Source organism: Providencia sneebia DSM 19967, assembly GCF_000314895.2.
In the GTDB taxonomy this organism is placed as follows: domain Bacteria; phylum Pseudomonadota; class Gammaproteobacteria; order Enterobacterales; family Enterobacteriaceae; genus Providencia; species Providencia sneebia.
Genome location: NZ_CM001773.1, coordinates 2,548,694 through 2,567,206, shown reverse-complemented (window position 1 = coordinate 2,567,206; position 18,513 = coordinate 2,548,694). Strand labels below are relative to the sequence as shown.

Below are 18,513 nucleotides of genomic sequence, written 5' to 3'. Positions count from 1 at the left end.
TTCCATTCATTAATAAATAAACTTCCATGGCAATTCGATAATAATTATCGCCGTTAATTTCTATGCAATGGTTATTAAATTGACGATCTGACCAAGTGTTATTAACTTTCACCATGCTAATCCCATTCTCAATAATAATCGGCATTGCATCGGCGGGGTTATTGCAAGGGTCGAAATATCCATGCGGTAAGAAATCACCACCATCAATACCTGCAAGGTAAACCTCTTTTTTATCAGGGCACCAATCATAGTTACCATTACCCAGCGCAATGTGGGACACTTTTAAATTAATCTCGAAGTCAGATAGTTCGGTGTATTTATTCATTAAATTTACCTTCGTAATGATATTCTAATTGCTCTGCTACCCATCCAGCTAAATAACAGATAGTTTCGTTGTTATCATAATTAATCGGAACTCCGCTAAAGTGCAAAATATCAAATGCAGCATGAATTGACTCATGAGTTATTGTGTTAGCATCAATTGTTGATAGCTGCATAACTATTGTGCTGCAACCGCCACTAACAATACCAGCAGTAAAACCAGCGCCCCAAGCACCGAAATCATGCTGCGGATATGAACTTTGTAATTCATCTGGCGTGTCGTATATTTCTAAGTAACCGCCATATATTGGTATAGGTAATTTATTCATTGATTACCTCAACGTTACTATATTCAAATAAATAGCTGGTATCTTCTTCTATACCAAACTCCTTAGAATGAACTACATACCTAGGGTAGTTATGATGAGGTTCTGCATTAACAATCAATGGAAACTGAACGCCTGATAAATCCTCGCACCCACCATCATTAAGTAATTTAATTTTCATTGATTAACTCCAAAATGTATGGTTTAAACGCATGTTCAGCACCTTCTAATTCACAGAAAACATAAAGAGAATGAACAAAAGTTACAGTAAATATTTTGTCTTTATTGTTAATGTATTTACTTGATTGCCTCAGTCTTACCTTATCGCCGACTTCAAATTTCATTATTTAATTTTACCTCTTCAATCAATGACTCAAGGACTGCTATAGCTATTCTTTTTCGTAATGAATATCCTTTTCCATTGAGGTGATCAAATCCCTCTATAATGCAATTATCCACTATCACATTTAAAGGGTTGTCATACTGTTTTGAAATTTGTACATTACCGAAATAAACAATATTTTTCTTACCTTTCATTCCATACCTCACCGCACTTAATTTCAACATCCCGCACCTGCATTATTTGCATAGCACGACTCTCGCATTCTTGCTGTGTGTATATTTGCTCAGATAGCAGCACTGGATTGCCGTATAACATCATTATCAAAACGAACATTTATATCTCTCCGGGCGTTATTGCTGCGCTCCATGCATTCGAATATGTGCTTGAGTACATCTACAGTCCAAGCGTTACCGTAGGCTTTGTATGACTGTGAATTGCTAATAACATTCTCGCACCAACCATCAGGGAATGTTTGAAGTCTGGCACATTCGGTAGGAGTTAGTTTTCTGTATTTAACTCCATTATAGGTTAATCCAGATGTTACACTCTCATTGGTTATAGCTAATGATTTTATTTTTTTTGTGGCACTCCTTCTTGCATTGACACCAAATTGGTAATTTGCTGTTAATGCGTAAGATTTGCCGTTTTTCATAATTGTTTCATTAATTAAAGATTTGTTGTTTTTAGTAGCATCATCACTTTCACCCCCCATGATTAATAGGTTGTCTTTATTTACGCTTGTTATTGTGTTTGATTTTTCGTCTTTTCGCCTTTCCAGTTTTTGCGTGTAAATTCCGTTTTTATCAGGTCTACCTCTCATTGCAGCACAATGTATTTTTATAACGTTCACTCCTGAACCCGTCATATTTGAATTACAGCAACAGGAGACGGCTTTTTCTTCTAAGGTTTTGCTGTTTTTGTTTATCTGACGTTTACTCCTTTCGGAATACAATTTTGTATTTAAGCTTATGAACTCCAAACCTTTTATCATTATATCTTTCAGTAATAAACCTTTATCGCTAGGTTGAGAGACGGGAAAGTTAGTCCAGTAATAACGATTTCTATTTTGAGCACTAACCAACGCACTATTAATTAAAGTCTTAAATACTTTCCCTAAAGCGTTTTCAGTATGAAGCGTAATATATTCCTCAAACTCTTTTTTCATTTTCACATTCTCAAGCATGAATTTAGCACGTGGGTTTTTATCAAGAACATGGCTCATTATATCTAGCGTTACCCAAAACAGCTTTCCTCGCTCGTCTTTGTCGCCTTTCTGCTTTCCTGCCAGTGACCAGCTTTGACAGGGGAAACCTGCCGTAACTAACCCCACGTTTGACCAATCAATATCCCACTCACGCCAGTTATTAACATCGCCTAATTGGATATTATCTGGATAGTGGAACTCAGATACTTTATTAGCGAATTTGTCTATTTCAGCAATGTAATATTTGTCGAAATTAATGCCAGCGCGAGACAATGCTAATCGTCCAGCGGATATCTGTGCCATTCGGAGGGGGGAAAGGAGCTAAACAACAATGGATTGAGTTTGAGTATCACAACCTAGACCGTTTTACCGAGATTTGGCTGTCACTGGATGCTGACGAAGTAGGTCGAGAAGCAGCAAAAGAGATTGCTAATCGACTTGGTGAATATCGTTGTCGCCTTGTTTCACTGCCGAAAAAAGATATCAACGAATGCCTACAGGCTGGAATTACCCAAGAAGAAATCATTAAGTACCTCGAAACCGCAACCTACTTTGACCCTGATGAGTTATGCAGTGCTCGTGAGTTTATGCAGGACACCATCCAAGCATTCTACGGCAAAGAGCAATATCTTTTCAGAAGTCCGTGGGAAACATTAAATCACCAGTTCAGCTTTAGAGAGTCGGAATTAACCATTCTCAATGGGGTGAACGGTCACGGTAAAAGCGAAATTCTAGGTCATATGCTTTGCGAGGCAATGAGACAAGGGGCTAGGGCTTGCGTGGCATCATTCGAACTTAAACCAGCGATATTTCTCAAACGCCTAGAGAAGGGTTCTTTTACCAGTTACAACAAAGTAGCTGACCCATACAAGGCCACTGTGCAATTAAGCAAAAGTAGCGGTGGTACATTAGAGCGCGGAGCGTTTCTGGCTCAACTGGAAATATTAGCCAAAAGCACGCTCAAATTTTACATCATCACTCCTGAGTATGTTTATAAAAGCGCAAATATTGTCGGCTTTGATTTTGCTCGTGAGGCTAGAGACGGAGCAACCTTGATTAAGGTGAACGTACATCTTGAGGAGATACGAGAGGTGTCTGTTCAGTACGAGGAGGAGGAGGTCACTAACCCTGATGATTCACGCGTTAAAGATGCGGGTAATAAAACGCGGAGTACTGGATTCGGCAAGGTGGGTGAGTCGCTAGGCGAAACAATGTCTGATGTTAAAGATGCTTTCTCAGGTGACGGTAGCTTTTTAAGCAAACTAGGCGGTGCGGCTGATGCTTTGGCTAATGGAATGAAAAATGTTTATGGCGCCGCATCTGAGGCGATAGACGGCATTGATATGTCAGTAAACCAAATGATAGGCGGGCAACAATGATCACCGAAATTCCACTATCGCCAATTCCTAATCAAGCATTCTCTTTTACTAACGGCACTGACGAGTATGAAGTCGAACTCAATTCTCGGCTAAATAAACTCTACGCAACGGTGAAGAAAAATAATGAAAACGTGGTTTGCAATCGGATATGCCGAAACATGACGTATATCTGCCAGTGGCTAATTTTTGCAGACCAGCAAGGTAACACAGACCCTGTATACACTGGCTTGGGTTCTCGATATAGGTTGATATGGGCTGATGGCATTTAACAGAAAAAGAATTAGGCTCACGCTTAAGTTGAACGGTAAAGACGAGGTATTCACCTCGGATAATAAAAATAAACTGTCCGCTGTTGGCTTACGTATTAGTGCGGAGGTTTCTTTCGGTTACGGTTCGCCAGCACCTTATGCAAGGGTGCGAGTGTACGGGTTGCCGCAGGAAACAATGAGTAAGCTTATCACAGCAAAGTTCCAGCAAGTTAAAACACTTAGATCGTTAATCACTATTGAAGCCGCTGAAGGCGAGGGTGACTTTGCTCAGGTGTTTAGCGGTGGGATATTTATGGCCTTACCTGAATACTCAGAAGCCCCGAACGTATCTCTGGTTATTGAGGCGATATCAGCCGTTTTCGAAAGCAAATTACCAACCCCAGCCGAAAGCTATGAGGGCTCACACTCTGTCTCTGAAATTATCAGTGGCATATGTAAACGTATCGGGTTTTCGTTTGAGTCCAATAACGTCAACGCAATGGTCGATAACCCTTATCTAACTGGGTCTGACTTAGAAAAAATCAGGTGGCTATGCGTCAATAACGACCTTGATTTATACCTTGGTAATAACAGCGTAGCGATAGCACCAAAAGGCGCACCAAGAAACATAAAAATAGCGGTCATATCACCTGATACTGGCCTTATTGGCTATCCAGTAATAACAAATATAGGCGCAACGTTTAAATGCCTGTATGACCCGTCTATTCAGTTTGGCGCGTTAGTGAGAGTTAAAGGTAGCCAGATTGAGTTATGCAATGGTGAGTGGCGAGTTTATGGGTTACGAGCACAGTTAGAAACTGAGATGGATTCAGCTCGTTGGTTTATGGAAATTGTAGGTTCTAACCTAAAGGATGAATACGTACATGTTGCCAGATGACGGAGTACTACCCTATAGCCCCGAGGATTTAGCAGGGGGAGCCAGAACGCAAGAGTTCATCATTAACAGTCTTATTGGTCGAGTAGGTACAGTCACCATTTGCCGAATAGTGAAAGTTAAAGGCGGTGGTGTTAACCCTGTTGGATTTGTCGATATTGTGCCGATGGTTCTACAAGTTGATGGAGCTGGTAATGCCTTTGATAATGCCACCGTATTCAACGTGCCTTATTTCCGCTATCAGGGTGGTAATAACGCGGTAATTCTTGATCCGAAAGTTGGTGATATCGGGATTTGCCTTGTGGCCTCTCGTGATATTTCGAAAATTAAGCGCACCAAAAAAGACTCCACGCCAGACACTAAGCGTCAGTATGACATAGCGGATAGTTTATATATTGGCGGCATACTCAACGGAGCGCCATCGCAATATATTCACTTTCTTGATAGTGGAATAAATGTTGTAGCCACAGGTGAAATTAACATGAAAGGCTCAAAGGTAATACTGGATGCGCCAGTAGAAACAACATCAACCATTATAGCCGCTGGTGATATTACAGATAACACTGGAAGCGGAAATACTCAAACGATGGACTCTATGAGGGTCACTTATAACGGTCACACTCACAAAGCTAACGGCGAGTACGCGGACACAAACGAGCCTAATCAGCAGGTGTAAAAATGAAAACATTGTTTCTATTACCTGACACATGGGATTTAACTCTTGATGTGTCGGGGAATATTGCCATTGCCTCAGACCAGTACGCCATAGCTCAATCTGTTGCGAATAAGTGCCGGGTATTTCTGAAGGACATGTATTTTTCGCAAGGTGAAGGCATTCCGTACCTTGAGGACATTCTAGGTAAAAACAGATATTCACTCTCGCTTTATCGCCAGTATTTAGAAGATGCCGCAATGTCGGTTGATGGTGTGGTAACAGCAAGGGCGATATTAAGCACGGCAAATGACCGCGTTGTCAGGGGGCAATTAATCTTCACTGACCAAACAGGCCGAGAAGGAGTAATAGGATTATGATCCCCAAGTTAGAAATAACGCAGCAAGGAATTATCGCACCGACCACGCAAGAGGTTATTGATGGTCTATGGTCGCTAATGAAAGGTGCTTTCGGTGAGAAGTTGAATGTGTCAATGGACACGCCGCAAGGTCAGTTAGTCACTACATTAGCCGCAATCATTACCGATGAGCGTAACCAGCTAATTGAGCTATTTAATCAATTCGACCCGCGATACGCTGACGGACAAATGCAGGATGCGATTGGTTATCTGTATTTCTTACAGCGCAAACAGGCGACAAAATCAGTTGCAGAATTAACATTTAATGGCCTGTCAGGTGTGACTATTCCTTCTGGATTTCAAATTCTGGACGAAGCTGGCCTTTACTGGTCAACGACAGGCGAGTCTAGAATAGGTGCTAATGGCCTAGCCACAGTTAATGCCAGTTGCAACACGGCAGGGATGGTTTCCGCTCAGCCCAATACGATTAACCGAATCGTTAGAAATATCAGTGGACTTGATAGTGTGACAAATAACACTGCGGCGGCAATTGGCAGAAATGCAGAATCACGCCAAGAGTTTGAATTAAGGCGTGAGCAGTCAGTCGCTAAGAATGCGAAGAATACCAACGATGCAACTTATGGGGCAGTAAACAACATCAAAGATGTTATTGATTGCTACGTAGTTGATAACCCAAGCGATAACACAATAACAGTAGGCGTGACGAATTACGCGCTAATTAGAAACTCAATCGCTGTCTCAGTTGTCGGTGGAGATGATAACGAAATTGCCAAGCAAATATTAATCAAGGCTGGTACTGGATGCTCATTTGTTGGTAACACCACGGTAACTTATCAGGACACGGTTAATTTCCCATATTTACCGCCATCGTATGAAATTAAATTCATCAGGCCAGCACCAATACCAGTTCAATTTATCGTGACCTACCAAGATGCAACTAAAGTCACCTCGCAAGAGAAAGAGACGATTAAAAAAGCCATTTTGAATGAGTTCACTTCAGGACGAGGTAAAGGCCAGATAGCCAAGCGTTTGATAGCAAGTGATTATGTTTGCTCGGTGTCAGGGATGAGCGCTAACAGAATGATAGATATTATGGTGTCGAGAGACTCAGGCGCGCCAGTTACCTATCTTGATTTTGGCATAGATGAATACCCGGTATTAGCTGAAGATGACATAAGGATAGAGTAATGGAAAAATTAGAACAAACCTACCTTAGCCAATATGCAAACTCTCCCATTCTCACCGAAATATTAAGTCAATGTAACGAAACCATAGACCCTAGAGAGGATATCAATCAGTTCTATCGAATGGTATTCAATATTCAAACGGCGCAAGGGTTCGGGCTTGATATATGGGCGAGAATTGTTGGTGTAAATCGTGCGCTATCAATCCCGAACCCTAACGAGAATTATTTTGGATTTAGCGAAACAGATAAATATTTACCTTTTAACCAAGCACCCTTTTACGGTGGTGGCGAAGGAGAATCAACATTTCAGATGGATGATACAACATTCAGAAATGCCATATTAACTAAAGCATATTCAAACATTCTCTACGCAACCGCACCAAATATTAACGCATTCCTGAAAGTGGCATTTAAAACGACTCGGGCTTATTACCTAATTACTGGTCATATGGCGGCGACTTATGTTTTTGAGAACAGGCTTTCCGAGATAGATAAAAATCTAATTTATCATCAAAACATACTCCCTAGACCTTCAGGAGTAGGCATTTCTATTCAGGAATTAAAATTAGGCGATTTTTTTGGTTTCTATGGTTCTGGATATCAACCATTCAACCAAGCTCCATTCAAAGGTGATACTCAATGAACAACCCTAAACTAATCGTTGTTCCATTTGCAGCAGATGGGCAAAAGGACGAAATACCCGTAACCAGAGAGCCTTCAATGCCGACTCAAAAGGCCACTTGGGATTTGGGTTTTCCTCCTGCAACCATGTTACCTGAATCAGCAGGTGGTTTACCGCCGAGAGGGCGAGACTTTAACGGTATATTCAACCAAATATCAGAGATGCTCGTTCACTTTGCGAAAGGCGGGCGCATTAAATTTTCAGAAAGCTATGCGGAAGAAATTGGAGGCTATCAAAAAGGGGCGATACTTCAGTCTAATGATGAAACAAAAGACTATCAGAGCCTCATTGATGCCAACAAAGTTAATTTTAACACCGCAACCTCAGAGCAAATAAACGCTGCATGGAAGTTAATAAGCACTGCATCATTGGCTACTGATATTAGCAAAAAACTAGACAAAGAAGCAGTCAAACAAACCACTGGCAATTCACAATCTAACGTCATGAGCCAAGATGCCGTAACGAAAGCTCTAAATACAAAGCAAGTTGCTGGTGATTACGCAACAGTAAATCATTTGAATACCGGGTTAGCTACGAGGCAACCTAAAGGCGATTATCTATTAAAAAGTGAACTACCAAAAAATACAGCAAGCAAGCAAACGAAAGGTTGGTGGCAATGTGCAGACACCGGAATGATATATCAATGGGGAAATGGAAGCGTAACAAACGTGACTTTTGATAAACCTTTCCCGAATCGCCTCGTTAATATCCAAATCACGCATGGAATAGGTACAGCGCCGAGATTTTACGTTATTAAAGAATCATCTAATACAGGCTTTAAAGCTCAAGGTGACTTTGGTGATCCGATAGGCTATTGGTTCGCTATCGGCTATTAATTCCATTCCACTTAAAACAAATCAACAATAAGCCAGCCTAACAAGCTGGTTTTTTTATGGAAAATATTATGCAAAACCCAAAACTAATACCAGTTCCATTTGCTAATAATGGAATGAAAGACGATATACCTAAAGTAAAATCACCTGCTATGTCGGATGAGAAAGCATCATGGGAGTCTGGTTTTCCAGAGGCAACCATGTTGCCAGTTTATGCGGGGGGATTACCGCCAGATGGTAAAGACTTTAATGGGGTGCTTAACCAGATATCCGAAAATATAGTGTTCCAAAGCAAAGGCGGTCGCTATAAGTTCGATCCTGATTTTGCTCTATCAATTGGTGGCTACCCAAAAGGCGCAACACTCCAAACTAACGATGAGTCAGCAGAATATCAGAGTCTAATAGACAATAACTTAGTTAACTTCAACACAGCAACTCCAGAAGAAATTGCTCAAGCTTGGCGCATTACAGGTATTGGTGATGCTACTGAAGTACTTAACAAAAAATTTGATAAAACTTCCGTTAGAAATGAGCTTGGATTATCTCAGACGGAAGTGGTTAGTCAGAAGGTGGTAACTGAGCTAGGTTCGGGGGTTGTTGGAAGCTTTGAGAATGGTTTAAATTTCATAGGCGAACTAACCAATAGAGATCAACTCGTTACCCTTGAGAATGAATTTGGCAAGCAAATGTATTGCTGGTCGGGAGAGTTCCCAAAGCAAGTTCCAGCAGATTCAACACCTCAATCTACAGGCGGCATCGGTAAAGGTGCTTGGGTCAGCGTTGGTGATGCGAGTTTGCGCGGTGATTTGAAAAAAGAAGATGGAGCTGCTCTCATTAATGCAGGAAATATATCTCTATATGATTCTAATGTTCTATATGCAGAGCAATTCGGAGATTTAACTGTCGATGATGCGACACTAACAATGCAGCTTGCTATTGATTATGCTGCGCTAACAGGTCGCGCGTTGCACACAAAAACCCCTGTGATTAATGTGAAGTCTTTAAAGCTTCCATCGAATTTGACGCTAAACATCACGCAATCAGTAATAAAAAGAACGAATGTCTCTAATCAACACCTCATTGAAAACAAGAATGCAAGCTTTTCGAAAGGGATATTCGGAGACAAAAACATCACAATCATTGGTGGAAACTTTGACGGAAATGGCTTACATCAAGCGAATACAACATCAAACGGGGAAGCATTGCAAAATATTCTCTTTGTGGGCGTTGATGGTTTGAGATTTATTGATGGTGTAAAAAGCGCAAAGTCACGGCGCTATAACTTCCACATCATCAACTGTACAAATGTTTATGTGAATGGTGGGGTTTATATTGATAATGACCCAACAATACCTTCATCGAACAAAGACGGATTTCATATTGCGGGGAACTGTAGCAATTTTTATATTGATAAAGTCGTTGCTAATAATCCTGAAGATGATGCATTAGCAATCAACGCTGATGATGTAGACCACGGCGGTAGATTAAGCGTTGCTAATATTACGGGTACGATTGATAACATCAACGTTGGAAATGTACATTTAACAGGTGAGCATTCGCGCAATGGCGTACGTATATTATCCGCAAGAAACGGCACTGCGATTAGCAATATCAATATTGGAGACATTACAGGTCAGTGTAGCGTTTATGCATTGAATATTTCAGATTATGGGCTAGGGGCTGGCTCCATTTATAAGAACATAAAAATAGGGAACATACAGTGTGAGTTTTTAGTCAGGCCTTACGCAAATGCGAAAAAGGGATTAGTGGATATAGATACATACAACTCAAAGAACGAATTTATTCACCCGATAACAATAGGTAATATATCACGCACTCAAACACCAGGAGACGGAGAGGATAGACCGACTGTAGGATTAAGTTTAGCAAATACCAATCTAAAAATAGGCTCAATAACCGAGACTTACTGTAATAATCCAGAGTCAGTAAGATCAACTAGAATCGGTCGTTTTGTTAAGATAGATATTGATGGATTTATGCTTAAAGCAAGTAGGAATAGCGATAGGGTTCTAGTGTCGTTATGGGGTGGCACAGGCGCTATAATTGACCAATTATCCACTGGCTATCAGTTAGCTGACAAAATAAGTAAAGTGTTAGTAGTTCGTTCGTGTTCAATCAACGCATTGTGCTTTACTCATGACTATCCGCTTAATATTCCTCCAATTATTTTGGAAAATTCCACTATAAAATTTATGAGATTTAATTCATCTGTAAAAAAAACAATTATGGAGAGGATTGATAGATATTCCATCGACAACAGCACTATAGAAATAGAACGACCGCCYGCACTTGTGAGTAATACAGCTAATTTACCSACTAACGCMTTGCAAGGAGATGAAATATACAACTGGGAGACTAAGAAGAAAATGCTGTTCAATGGGACTGAATGGCTTAATTTGCATTGATCTCTACACGCAATCTCAAGCAAGCAGAAGCAGAGCGATTAGCAAAAGAAGCAGCAGAGAAGCAAGCTAAACGCGCAGCAGAGGAAGCTGAACAGGTAGAGCAGGAAGCTAATATTTAACCCTCTTTATTGTACTCATACCCCTGAGGAAAACGCTTACTCAGTTCTCTGTAATAAACTAAACGCTCACGAAAGTACTCGCGCAAGTGTTCGGGTTGTTGTTGCTCGACTTCGATATCAATAACTGGCTTGCCGAGTCTTTCTCGATAAGCGACACCGGAAGCGGCTAAATCGACATTAACCTTGTCTTTATCTTCTTGTGATAGTTCAGCGAGATTGTGCATGATGTTTTTCTGTGGGGATTAGGTGAAAGGAGTATAGCACAGGAAATCACTGTGACGGACTGTGCCGAAATTGTGATGTGAGATGAGAGGGGAACTATGATGAGTACAGAATTGAGTACATAGTTATTTTAACTATTTGAGTTATGTTTTATTTATAAATAAGTTACGTTGTTATTTTCATAATCATGGATAAAGAATGAGGGCTGCTTATTAGTGTTCTGCAAAGTGTTATTCTCCGCGATACCTGTTTAAAAACTGATTATCTTTTATAGGATTTCTGAAATAAAAATGAAGAAAATCAAAATAATAATTTATCTTTATGATAAATGAACCATGAAAGCATTTTATGCTATATGAAAAGCCATCAAATATCATACCTCATCTATTACAAAACCTGAACTAATAGGTTGTATTAGCGGTGTTTTTAGGTCATTTTGGGTTTTAATAAGCGCTGTTTTAGAGCATTTCATGAATTTAATAAAATGACTTTTTCATTTAGCGCTCCTCACTGAATAAAAAGAAACTCTTTTGACTTGATTATCTATACTTATCTCATATTATTTGCTCAATCTTAAACCTTTATATGTGTTTTATATTTTTCTATTCACTAAGGTGACTTATATCACAAAGTATAAATGTTAACGTTAACATTTGTGCTTAACATCACATAATTAATTTGATTTTCTAGTTTACCAGTAATGTTAACCTTAACATTGTGCCAATTGGGGAAATGGTAGCAATTGAAAAAATAAGTGGTGAATAATAATGAATAACGAATCAAAAAAATATTATGCCTCTTTGAGCGCATTGTTGTTTTTCTTCTTCTTTACTTGGTCATCAACTTTTTCAGTTGTTGCTATCTGGCTGAGAAAATATGTTGGTTTAGAAGGTACTGATACAGGAATTATTTTTTCTTGTATTTCTATTGTTGCTCTATGTGCACAGCCACTTTATGGTTTTTTACAAGACAAATTAGGGCTACGAAAAAATTTATTATTATTCATTGCGATATTGCTTATTTTATCAGGGCCATTTTTTATGGTTTTTGGTTATTTGCTGCAATGGAATGTGTTTGCTGGAAGTATTTTAGGTGGATTATTTATTGGGATGACATTCCATGCCGGAATTGGTGTGTTGGAATCTTATACTGAACGAGTTAGCCGACTACGCGATTTTGAATACGGCAAAGCAAGAATGTGGGGATCGTTAGGTTGGGCGGCTGCGACGTTTTTTGCAGGACGAAATATTAATATCGACCCGAACTATAATTTTATTATGGCATCAATTTCCGGGATAATTTTTCTAGCTATCTTATTACAGCTTAAAACATCAAAAATGAATGCATTTAACCATCTTGAACATGGGAACCCTTCCGCGATTACCATTCATGATGCATTGCATCTATTTACGTTACCACGTTTTTGGGCTTTAGTATTATTTGTACTTGGAACCTGCGTCTATAGTGTGTATGACCAACAATTTATGGTTTATTTTGCCCATCAGTTCAAAGACGAAAGCATGGGGAATGAGATGTACGGCTGCCTAAATTCTTTGCAGGTATTCTTAGAGGCAGGTGGGATGTTTTTAGCACCTTACATTGTAAATCGTATTGGCGCAAAAAACGGATTGTTATTTGCCAGCAGTATTATGGCGTTGAGGGTTATTGGCTCGGGGCTAGTTGAAGGACCGGTTATGATTTCAGCAATGAAATTGCTACACGCGGTGGAATTACCAATCTTACTGATTGCTATTTTTAAATATAATAGTCGTCACTTTGATAAACGTTTGTCATCAACACTGTATCTTGTCGGTTTTAGTTTTATTACGTCGATTGTGGCGAGTATTTTATCTCCATTAGCAGGGTGGGGATACGATAAAATTGGCTTTGCTGATACTTATCTAATTATGGGAAGCTTCGTTGTAGTGACAACTGTGTTGTCCGCCTTTTGTTTACGCAGTGATAAAGTTGCTCTTGTTGAAACTAAACTAAATGAAGTCTCTATTGCAAAACTATCTTAAGGTTGCCTTAGACTAGGCGTATGAATTAAGTCAAATGACAACTTGCTGGTATTTATCACAATTTTGTGTAGCAACATTTTTATCAGCAATTACGAGTGGCTTTATTCAAAATATTGCAGTCAATAATAGAAAATTGAGTGATCTTTGCTATTAAATCAATAAATAAGTGAAACGAGCTTGTCATATATTACAGTTAGAAGGTATTGTGTTACCTCCACGGTACTTCAAATTGTATGGTGAGTTTTAAGAGTAAACTGTTAGATAATTTTTAAAGACAATATCCTTGTATCGCGGTTTTTCTTAAGATAACTTTGCTTGATGTTTACATATAACCTGAAGTATCTTGGCTTATAGAATTTAATACGTTTTGTTTTTCTAATTGGGGGTTTTAAACATGGACAACGCGAATAAACAATCTTTCCAAAACGTTTTGGAATTTGTGCGTATGTTTCGTCGTAAGAATAAAATTCGTCGTGAAATTACCGACAATGAAAAGAAAATTCGTGATAACCAAAAACGTGTTCTGCTATTAGATAACTTGAGCGAGTACATCAAGCCAGGAATGTCTATTGAGGAAATTCAGGCAATTATCGCAAACATGCGTAGTGATTATGATGACCGTGTTGATGATTATATCATCAAAAATGCTGAACTTTCTAAAGAACGCCGTGAAATCTCTAATAAATTAAAAGAGATGGGCGAAATACAAAAGAAAGATCTGAAAGCATAAATTTAGATCGTATAACAAGCTTTAAATGCGAATCAAGAAAATCGTAAAATAGATTTTCGGCAGTTAACAAAACGGGAAAACAATGCGTTATCCCGTTTTATAAAAAATCTAAACGCATTACCTTCCTTGCTAACCACCCCAATTCGGTTTTAAATCAGGGTCAACAACGGCAAAAACTTGTCGAAAACTTTGTTTATCTTCAGCTAGATTAGCTAATAATAGGGCGACATCTTCGCGGCTTACAACACCATGTGCTTCATTGACAAATAATTTTGTATTGTGGGTTGCTGGAGTATTTATTAATCCGCCAGGTCTAATGATGGTATAATTGATTTCGCTGGTTTGCAGATAGGTTTCTGCCATTGATTTTTGGCGAACAGATTGCCCAAAAAGCGATTTAGCTTTTTGTGACAGGGTCACCCAGCTATCACCACAGCCAATTGAAGTGACAAAGAGCAACCGTGAAATCTGATTTAACTCAGATTGGCGAATAATATTATAGTTACCTTGAAAATCTGCCTGACCTCCGCCAATTGTTGTAAAAACAACACTATCAGATGGCGCTTGAGCAAATATTGGTTGCAAAGAATTCATATCGGTAGCATCGCCAATGAAAGTCTTGATACCAAGTTCGGATAAACGATTTGCATCATCGTGATGTCGAACTAATGCGCTAACATTCTTACCTTGTGAAATGCCAATTTTAGCCAATATGTGGCCAATTCCTTTTGTTGCACCAAAAATTATCCAATGAGCCATTTTAATCCTTTCATTCTAATCTATTGATGTTTTTTGGTATGAATTTCAAACATAACATATATTAAGCGATTTATTCAATTTAACGTATATAAGGAATAGATTTAAGTATCAGCAAAGAAAATCAATTTATTAGATTTCTGTAGATAATATAAAGGGGAAACTTAGTTTCCCCTTTAATGATGATTTTAAATCTACTTCCTAGGAATAGATATTAATCAACACTCGCTGGTTTTGCCATTTCAGCCGTTGCACAGTTTGTTGCAACATGCCCACCAGCACCACCTTTACCCACAAAAGTTGAAACTTTGCGTTGATAAACTTTGATCTCAAATGCAGATTCAGTAACCGCTGGCGCAGGTGCTTTTGTCATTGGCGAATAGGCATGACGAGATGCTTTTGCTTTAATGCCAACTGCTTTAACTGGCGCTGATACAATAGCTTGCTCAATATCATCAGCTCCTGTTATTTGCATGTCGTCTTGCTCTATTACAGGTTGAGTTTCTTCTACGTTTTCGATTGATTGCTCAATAGCAGTAGAAGTTTCAATGACCGCAATTGGCGTTTCTTCAGTTACAGAATCAACTTCATTAACTTCCGTGATAGCGGCTAATGTCACTTCTTCTTGTACAGGAACTTCTGGTTGTACAATTGGTTGAATTTCCTCTAATTGAGGTTCTTCAACGACATTTGCAATTAACTCTTCTGTTACTTCTGAAACTTGTTGTTCATCACTCGGTGCCGCGACTTCAACAATTTCTACTGTTTCTTGCACAATATTTTCTTGCGCAATATTAGTCGCAACTTGCTTATTGTCATCAGCAGAAACTTCATTCAAAGTACGTTCAACAGCAGGTTCTGCGACTATTGCAGGTGCATTATTAATACTATTTTGCTGCTCAAGCATCTCTTCATTTGTAATGATTGAGATAGGATCTTGCTGTGATTGAGCTATTGGATAGTGAATAAAGACTTTACCAGAAGCAAGTTCAGGTGAAGCTACTGCTGCAAATAACGGCATTGGTGATTTAGACAAATGACGTTCATCACGATAACGGCGACGACGTTGGCCACTAACACGCAAATGACGAGGTGAACGGCGTGAACGACGAGGAATAATCGTATCTTGTTTATCTTCATCATTCTCTTCTTGCGAAGAAGCGTTAACTTCTTTAGTGACGTCAGTATTGTGTTGCGCACTGATTGGAGCCGGAGCTGGTAATGCGGCAATTGGTTTTGCTACGGTTTCAATCGGTTGTTCTAGATTTGAGGTCACTTGCTCAACGATTTCAGTTGCATCAGTAACACGGATTTTTTGTGTTAATTGACGACGTTGACGACGTGGTGCAACTGGGCGTTGTTGAACTTCTTCTTTTTCAATGTCAGATGCGCCTAATTCCGGTGATGCATCTTGTGGTGCTTTTGCTTCTTGTTGCTGACGTTTTTCATCTTGACGACGGCGACGTTCAGCGCGTTGATCACGACGCTGCTGTGGATCTTTATTTGCGTTGTTATTACTGTTTTCAGCCGCTTGTTCATCTTGTTGAACCGTATTTTTATTATTGCGGTTCTTACGATTAGTCACATCGTCAGTTTGAGCATTGCGGTTTGAACGGTTGTCGCGATTATCACGATTATCGCGGTTATTGCGAGTATCATTATTATCATCGCGGTCACGACGGTTATTATTGCGACGATTGTTATTGCGACGATCATTATTACGACGTCTATCGTTATTATTTGCTGGGCGACTGGTTTCTACCGGTTTTTCGACAACCTTTTCTTCATCACTCGCAAATAGTTTTTTGAAGAATGCAGCAATTTTGCTAAACAAGCCCATTTCAGAAGATGGTGATTTCTTATTCGCAACTTCTGGACGTGTTGTTTTAATTTCTTTCGGTTTTGCTGGCGTAACAGGTGCTTCGACTGGCTCTTGCAGTGCAAAAGCAGAGATAGCAGGTTGCTCTGGTGCTTTGCGTTCTGCTGGTGACTCATCAGTGGTATTGAGTGTTTCAGTCTCATGGTATTGAGCTAAGTTATAACTCAATGTATTAACTTCTTCACCTTTACGAATGCGGATCACATGGAAATGTGGTGTCTGCATTTGGTCATTAGGTACAATGACGACGCGAACGTTACGTTGGCGATTTTCAATTTCGCTGACGGCTTTGCGTTTTTCATTGAGCAAATAAGATGCTATTTGTACTGGGACAATTGCATGAACTTCATGTGTGTTTTCTTTTAATGCTTCTTCTTCAATTAGACGAAGTACAGATAAAGAAAGTGATTCATTATCACGAATTGTTCCTGTTCCTGAACAGCGAGGGCATACATGGTGACTTGATTCACCTAATGATGGGCTCAAACGCTGACGAGACATTTCTAACAAACCAAAACGAGAAATACGTGCAATTTGAATACGTGCACGATCTTGGCGAACAGCTTCACGTAGACGATTTTCGACTTCACGTTGATGGCGAACTGGCGTCATATCAATAAAATCAATAACAATCAAACCACCAAGGTCACGTAGGCGTAATTGGCGTGCGATTTCATCAGCTGCTTCAAGGTTAGTATTAAATGCGGTCTCTTCGATATCTCCACCACGGGTTGAGCGCGATGAGTTGATATCAATAGCGGTTAACGCTTCAGTTGTATCAATAACGAGCGCACCGCCTGATGGCAAGCGAACTTCGCGTTGGAAAGCTGATTCAATTTGTGATTCAATTTGATAGTGGCTAAACAGTGGAACATCACCACTATAATACTTGATTTTACTAGCAAAATCACCACGACCAATCGCTTCGATGTGGTTACGTGCCATTTCGACAATTTTTGGGTTATCGATTAGGATTTCACCAATATCTGGACGTAAATAATCACGGAAAGCACGGACAATAACATTACTTTCCTGATGAATTAAGAATGGAGCAGGGCGATTTTCGGCTGCTTTTTTGATCGCTTCCCAATGGCGTAGACGGTAAAGTAAATCTTGTTGTAAAGATTCAGCAGATTTACCCACACCAGCAGTACGGACAATTAAGCCCATACCATCAGGAATTTCAAGTGATGACAAGGCTTCTTTTAACTCAGTGCGATCTTCACCTTCGATGCGACGAGAAATACCGCCAGCACGTGGGTTATTTGGCATTAAGACTAAATAACTGCCTGCTAAGCTGATAAAGGTTGTTAATGCAGCACCTTTATTACCGCGCTCTTCTTTATCAACTTGGACAATAACTTCTTGGCCTTCTTTAAGCACATCTTTGATGTTTGGGCGGCCTTGAGAGTGATAGTTACTTGGGAAATATTCGCGTGCGATTTCTTTAATAGGAAGGAAACCATGTCTTTCTGCGCCATAATCAACAAAAGCGGCTTCTAGACTGGGTTCAATACGGGTTATTTTACCTTTGTATATATTTGCCTTTTTTTGCTCATGACCTGGGCTTTCAATATCCAAATCATAAAGACGTTGCCCATCAACAAGGGCAACACGCAACTCTTCCTGTTGAGTCGCGTTTATTAGCATTCTTTTCATATTGTTACATACTCATTATTATTTCTTACTTCATAAATAAAGAGCAGCGAAAACAGGAGCTATTGTAAACCGATGGCCTCGTGATTTTTACAAAACCGCCTGCCTCCCGGCAGTCGTTCGTATAGAGGCGCGTAATATTCGGTGAACCTGATTTTTAGATTAAAAATTCAGCGTTCTTAATCAGGAAGTCGATTATATTTTTATAAACGAAAATTCCCAACCCAAAAAGCCAACATTCGTTGCTCGCTAATTA

At 39.6% G+C, this 18,513-nt stretch carries 19 protein-coding genes and 1 pseudogene; 12 read left to right on the top strand and 8 right to left on the bottom strand.

Features of this window, described 5'->3' with window-relative positions; all coding sequences use genetic code 11:
• The 5 genes from OO7_RS10695 to dcm form a co-directional block, all read right to left on the bottom strand.
• The coding region (locus tag OO7_RS10695) for a phage protein NinX family protein (protein ID WP_008915971.1) at positions 1–325 on the bottom strand (325 nt) is incomplete at its 3' end.
• On the bottom strand, positions 318–650 hold the full coding sequence (locus OO7_RS10690) for a hypothetical protein (RefSeq protein ID WP_008915970.1): 333 nt from the start codon (positions 648–650) through the stop codon (positions 318–320). The genes OO7_RS10690 and OO7_RS10695, both read right to left, overlap by 8 nt.
• Positions 643–828 carry a hypothetical protein gene (locus OO7_RS10685; protein WP_008915969.1) on the bottom strand — a complete coding sequence of 62 codons (186 nt, stop codon included), beginning with the start codon at positions 826–828 and terminating at the stop codon, positions 643–645. The genes OO7_RS10690 and OO7_RS10685 overlap by 8 nt, the downstream gene beginning before the upstream one ends.
• Before the next feature lie 152 nt (positions 829–980).
• Positions 981–1,214, bottom strand: a complete 234-nt coding sequence (locus OO7_RS10680) for a hypothetical protein (protein WP_008915968.1) — start codon at positions 1,212–1,214, stop codon at positions 981–983.
• 59 nt (positions 1,215–1,273) lie between these two features.
• A complete protein-coding gene (dcm, locus tag OO7_RS16210) occupies positions 1,274–2,467 on the bottom strand; it encodes a DNA (cytosine-5-)-methyltransferase (RefSeq protein WP_008915967.1) in 1,194 nt (397 codons plus the stop codon).
• A gap of 17 nt (positions 2,468–2,484) precedes the next feature.
• On the opposite strand from dcm, the pseudogene OO7_RS17640 reads away from it, so the two are divergent.
• The 10 genes and pseudogenes from OO7_RS17640 to OO7_RS17255 all read left to right on the top strand — a co-directional run.
• Positions 2,485–3,024, top strand: a pseudogene (locus OO7_RS17640) (toprim domain-containing protein); the annotation flags it as partial.
• 545 nt (positions 3,025–3,569) lie between these two features.
• On the top strand, positions 3,570–3,842 hold the full coding sequence (locus OO7_RS17470; RefSeq protein WP_008915965.1) for a phage baseplate plug family protein: 273 nt from the start codon (positions 3,570–3,572) through the stop codon (positions 3,840–3,842).
• A complete protein-coding gene (locus OO7_RS10655) occupies positions 3,832–4,719 on the top strand; it encodes a baseplate hub protein (protein ID WP_008915964.1) in 888 nt (295 codons plus the stop codon). Before OO7_RS17470 ends, OO7_RS10655 begins: the two co-directional genes overlap by 11 nt.
• Positions 4,706–5,392 (top strand): Gp138 family membrane-puncturing spike protein, encoded by a 687-nt coding sequence (locus OO7_RS10650; protein ID WP_008915963.1) that lies wholly within the window; start codon positions 4,706–4,708, stop codon positions 5,390–5,392. The genes OO7_RS10655 and OO7_RS10650 overlap by 14 nt, the downstream gene beginning before the upstream one ends.
• Positions 5,393–5,394: 2 nt before the next feature.
• Positions 5,395–5,748 carry a hypothetical protein gene (locus OO7_RS10645; protein WP_008915962.1) on the top strand — a complete coding sequence of 118 codons (354 nt, stop codon included), beginning with the start codon at positions 5,395–5,397 and terminating at the stop codon, positions 5,746–5,748.
• On the top strand, positions 5,745–6,935 hold the full coding sequence (locus OO7_RS10640; protein ID WP_008915961.1) for a baseplate J/gp47 family protein: 1,191 nt from the start codon (positions 5,745–5,747) through the stop codon (positions 6,933–6,935). Before OO7_RS10645 ends, OO7_RS10640 begins: the two co-directional genes overlap by 4 nt.
• Positions 6,935–7,576: a baseplate wedge 1 family protein gene (locus tag OO7_RS10635; RefSeq protein ID WP_008915960.1), complete on the top strand. Its 642-nt coding sequence runs from the start codon at positions 6,935–6,937 to the stop codon at positions 7,574–7,576. Before OO7_RS10640 ends, OO7_RS10635 begins: the two co-directional genes overlap by 1 nt.
• Positions 7,573–8,451: a gp53-like domain-containing protein gene (locus OO7_RS16205; RefSeq protein WP_008915959.1), complete on the top strand. Its 879-nt coding sequence runs from the start codon at positions 7,573–7,575 to the stop codon at positions 8,449–8,451. The genes OO7_RS10635 and OO7_RS16205 overlap by 4 nt, the downstream gene beginning before the upstream one ends.
• 68 nt (positions 8,452–8,519) lie before the next feature.
• Positions 8,520–10,874 carry a tail fiber/spike domain-containing protein gene (locus tag OO7_RS16200; RefSeq protein ID WP_008915958.1) on the top strand — a complete coding sequence of 785 codons (2,355 nt, stop codon included), beginning with the start codon at positions 8,520–8,522 and terminating at the stop codon, positions 10,872–10,874.
• A complete protein-coding gene (locus tag OO7_RS17255; RefSeq protein ID WP_008915957.1) occupies positions 10,871–10,993 on the top strand; it encodes a hypothetical protein in 123 nt (40 codons plus the stop codon). Before OO7_RS16200 ends, OO7_RS17255 begins: the two co-directional genes overlap by 4 nt.
• On the opposite strand, the gene OO7_RS10620 is transcribed toward OO7_RS17255, so the two are convergent.
• Positions 10,990–11,220 carry a DNA polymerase III subunit theta gene (locus OO7_RS10620; RefSeq protein WP_043892698.1) on the bottom strand — a complete coding sequence of 77 codons (231 nt, stop codon included), beginning with the start codon at positions 11,218–11,220 and terminating at the stop codon, positions 10,990–10,992. The two genes, OO7_RS17255 and OO7_RS10620, sit on opposite strands and share 4 nt — an antisense overlap.
• A 762-nt stretch (positions 11,221–11,982) precedes the next feature.
• Here OO7_RS10620 and OO7_RS10615 point away from each other — a divergent pair.
• Together OO7_RS10615 and tmaR are read left to right on the top strand one after the other, a co-directional pair.
• The gene (locus OO7_RS10615; protein WP_008915955.1) at positions 11,983–13,236 is read left to right on the top strand and encodes an MFS transporter; all 1,254 of its coding nucleotides are present in this window, start codon (positions 11,983–11,985) and stop codon (positions 13,234–13,236) included.
• A 394-nt stretch (positions 13,237–13,630) separates the two neighbouring features.
• On the top strand, positions 13,631–13,966 hold the full coding sequence (tmaR, locus tag OO7_RS10610) for a PTS system regulator TmaR (RefSeq protein WP_008915954.1): 336 nt from the start codon (positions 13,631–13,633) through the stop codon (positions 13,964–13,966).
• Positions 13,967–14,095: 129 nt separating this feature from the next.
• Here the strand turns inward: tmaR and OO7_RS10605 are convergent, their stop codons facing one another.
• Complete coding sequence (locus OO7_RS10605; RefSeq protein WP_008915953.1) at positions 14,096–14,725, bottom strand: NAD(P)H-binding protein; 630 nt, start codon at positions 14,723–14,725, stop codon at positions 14,096–14,098.
• 211 nt (positions 14,726–14,936) lie between these two features.
• Complete coding sequence (rne, locus tag OO7_RS10600) at positions 14,937–18,260, bottom strand: ribonuclease E (RefSeq protein ID WP_008915952.1); 3,324 nt, start codon at positions 18,258–18,260, stop codon at positions 14,937–14,939.
• Positions 18,261–18,513: the final 253 nt, after the last annotated feature.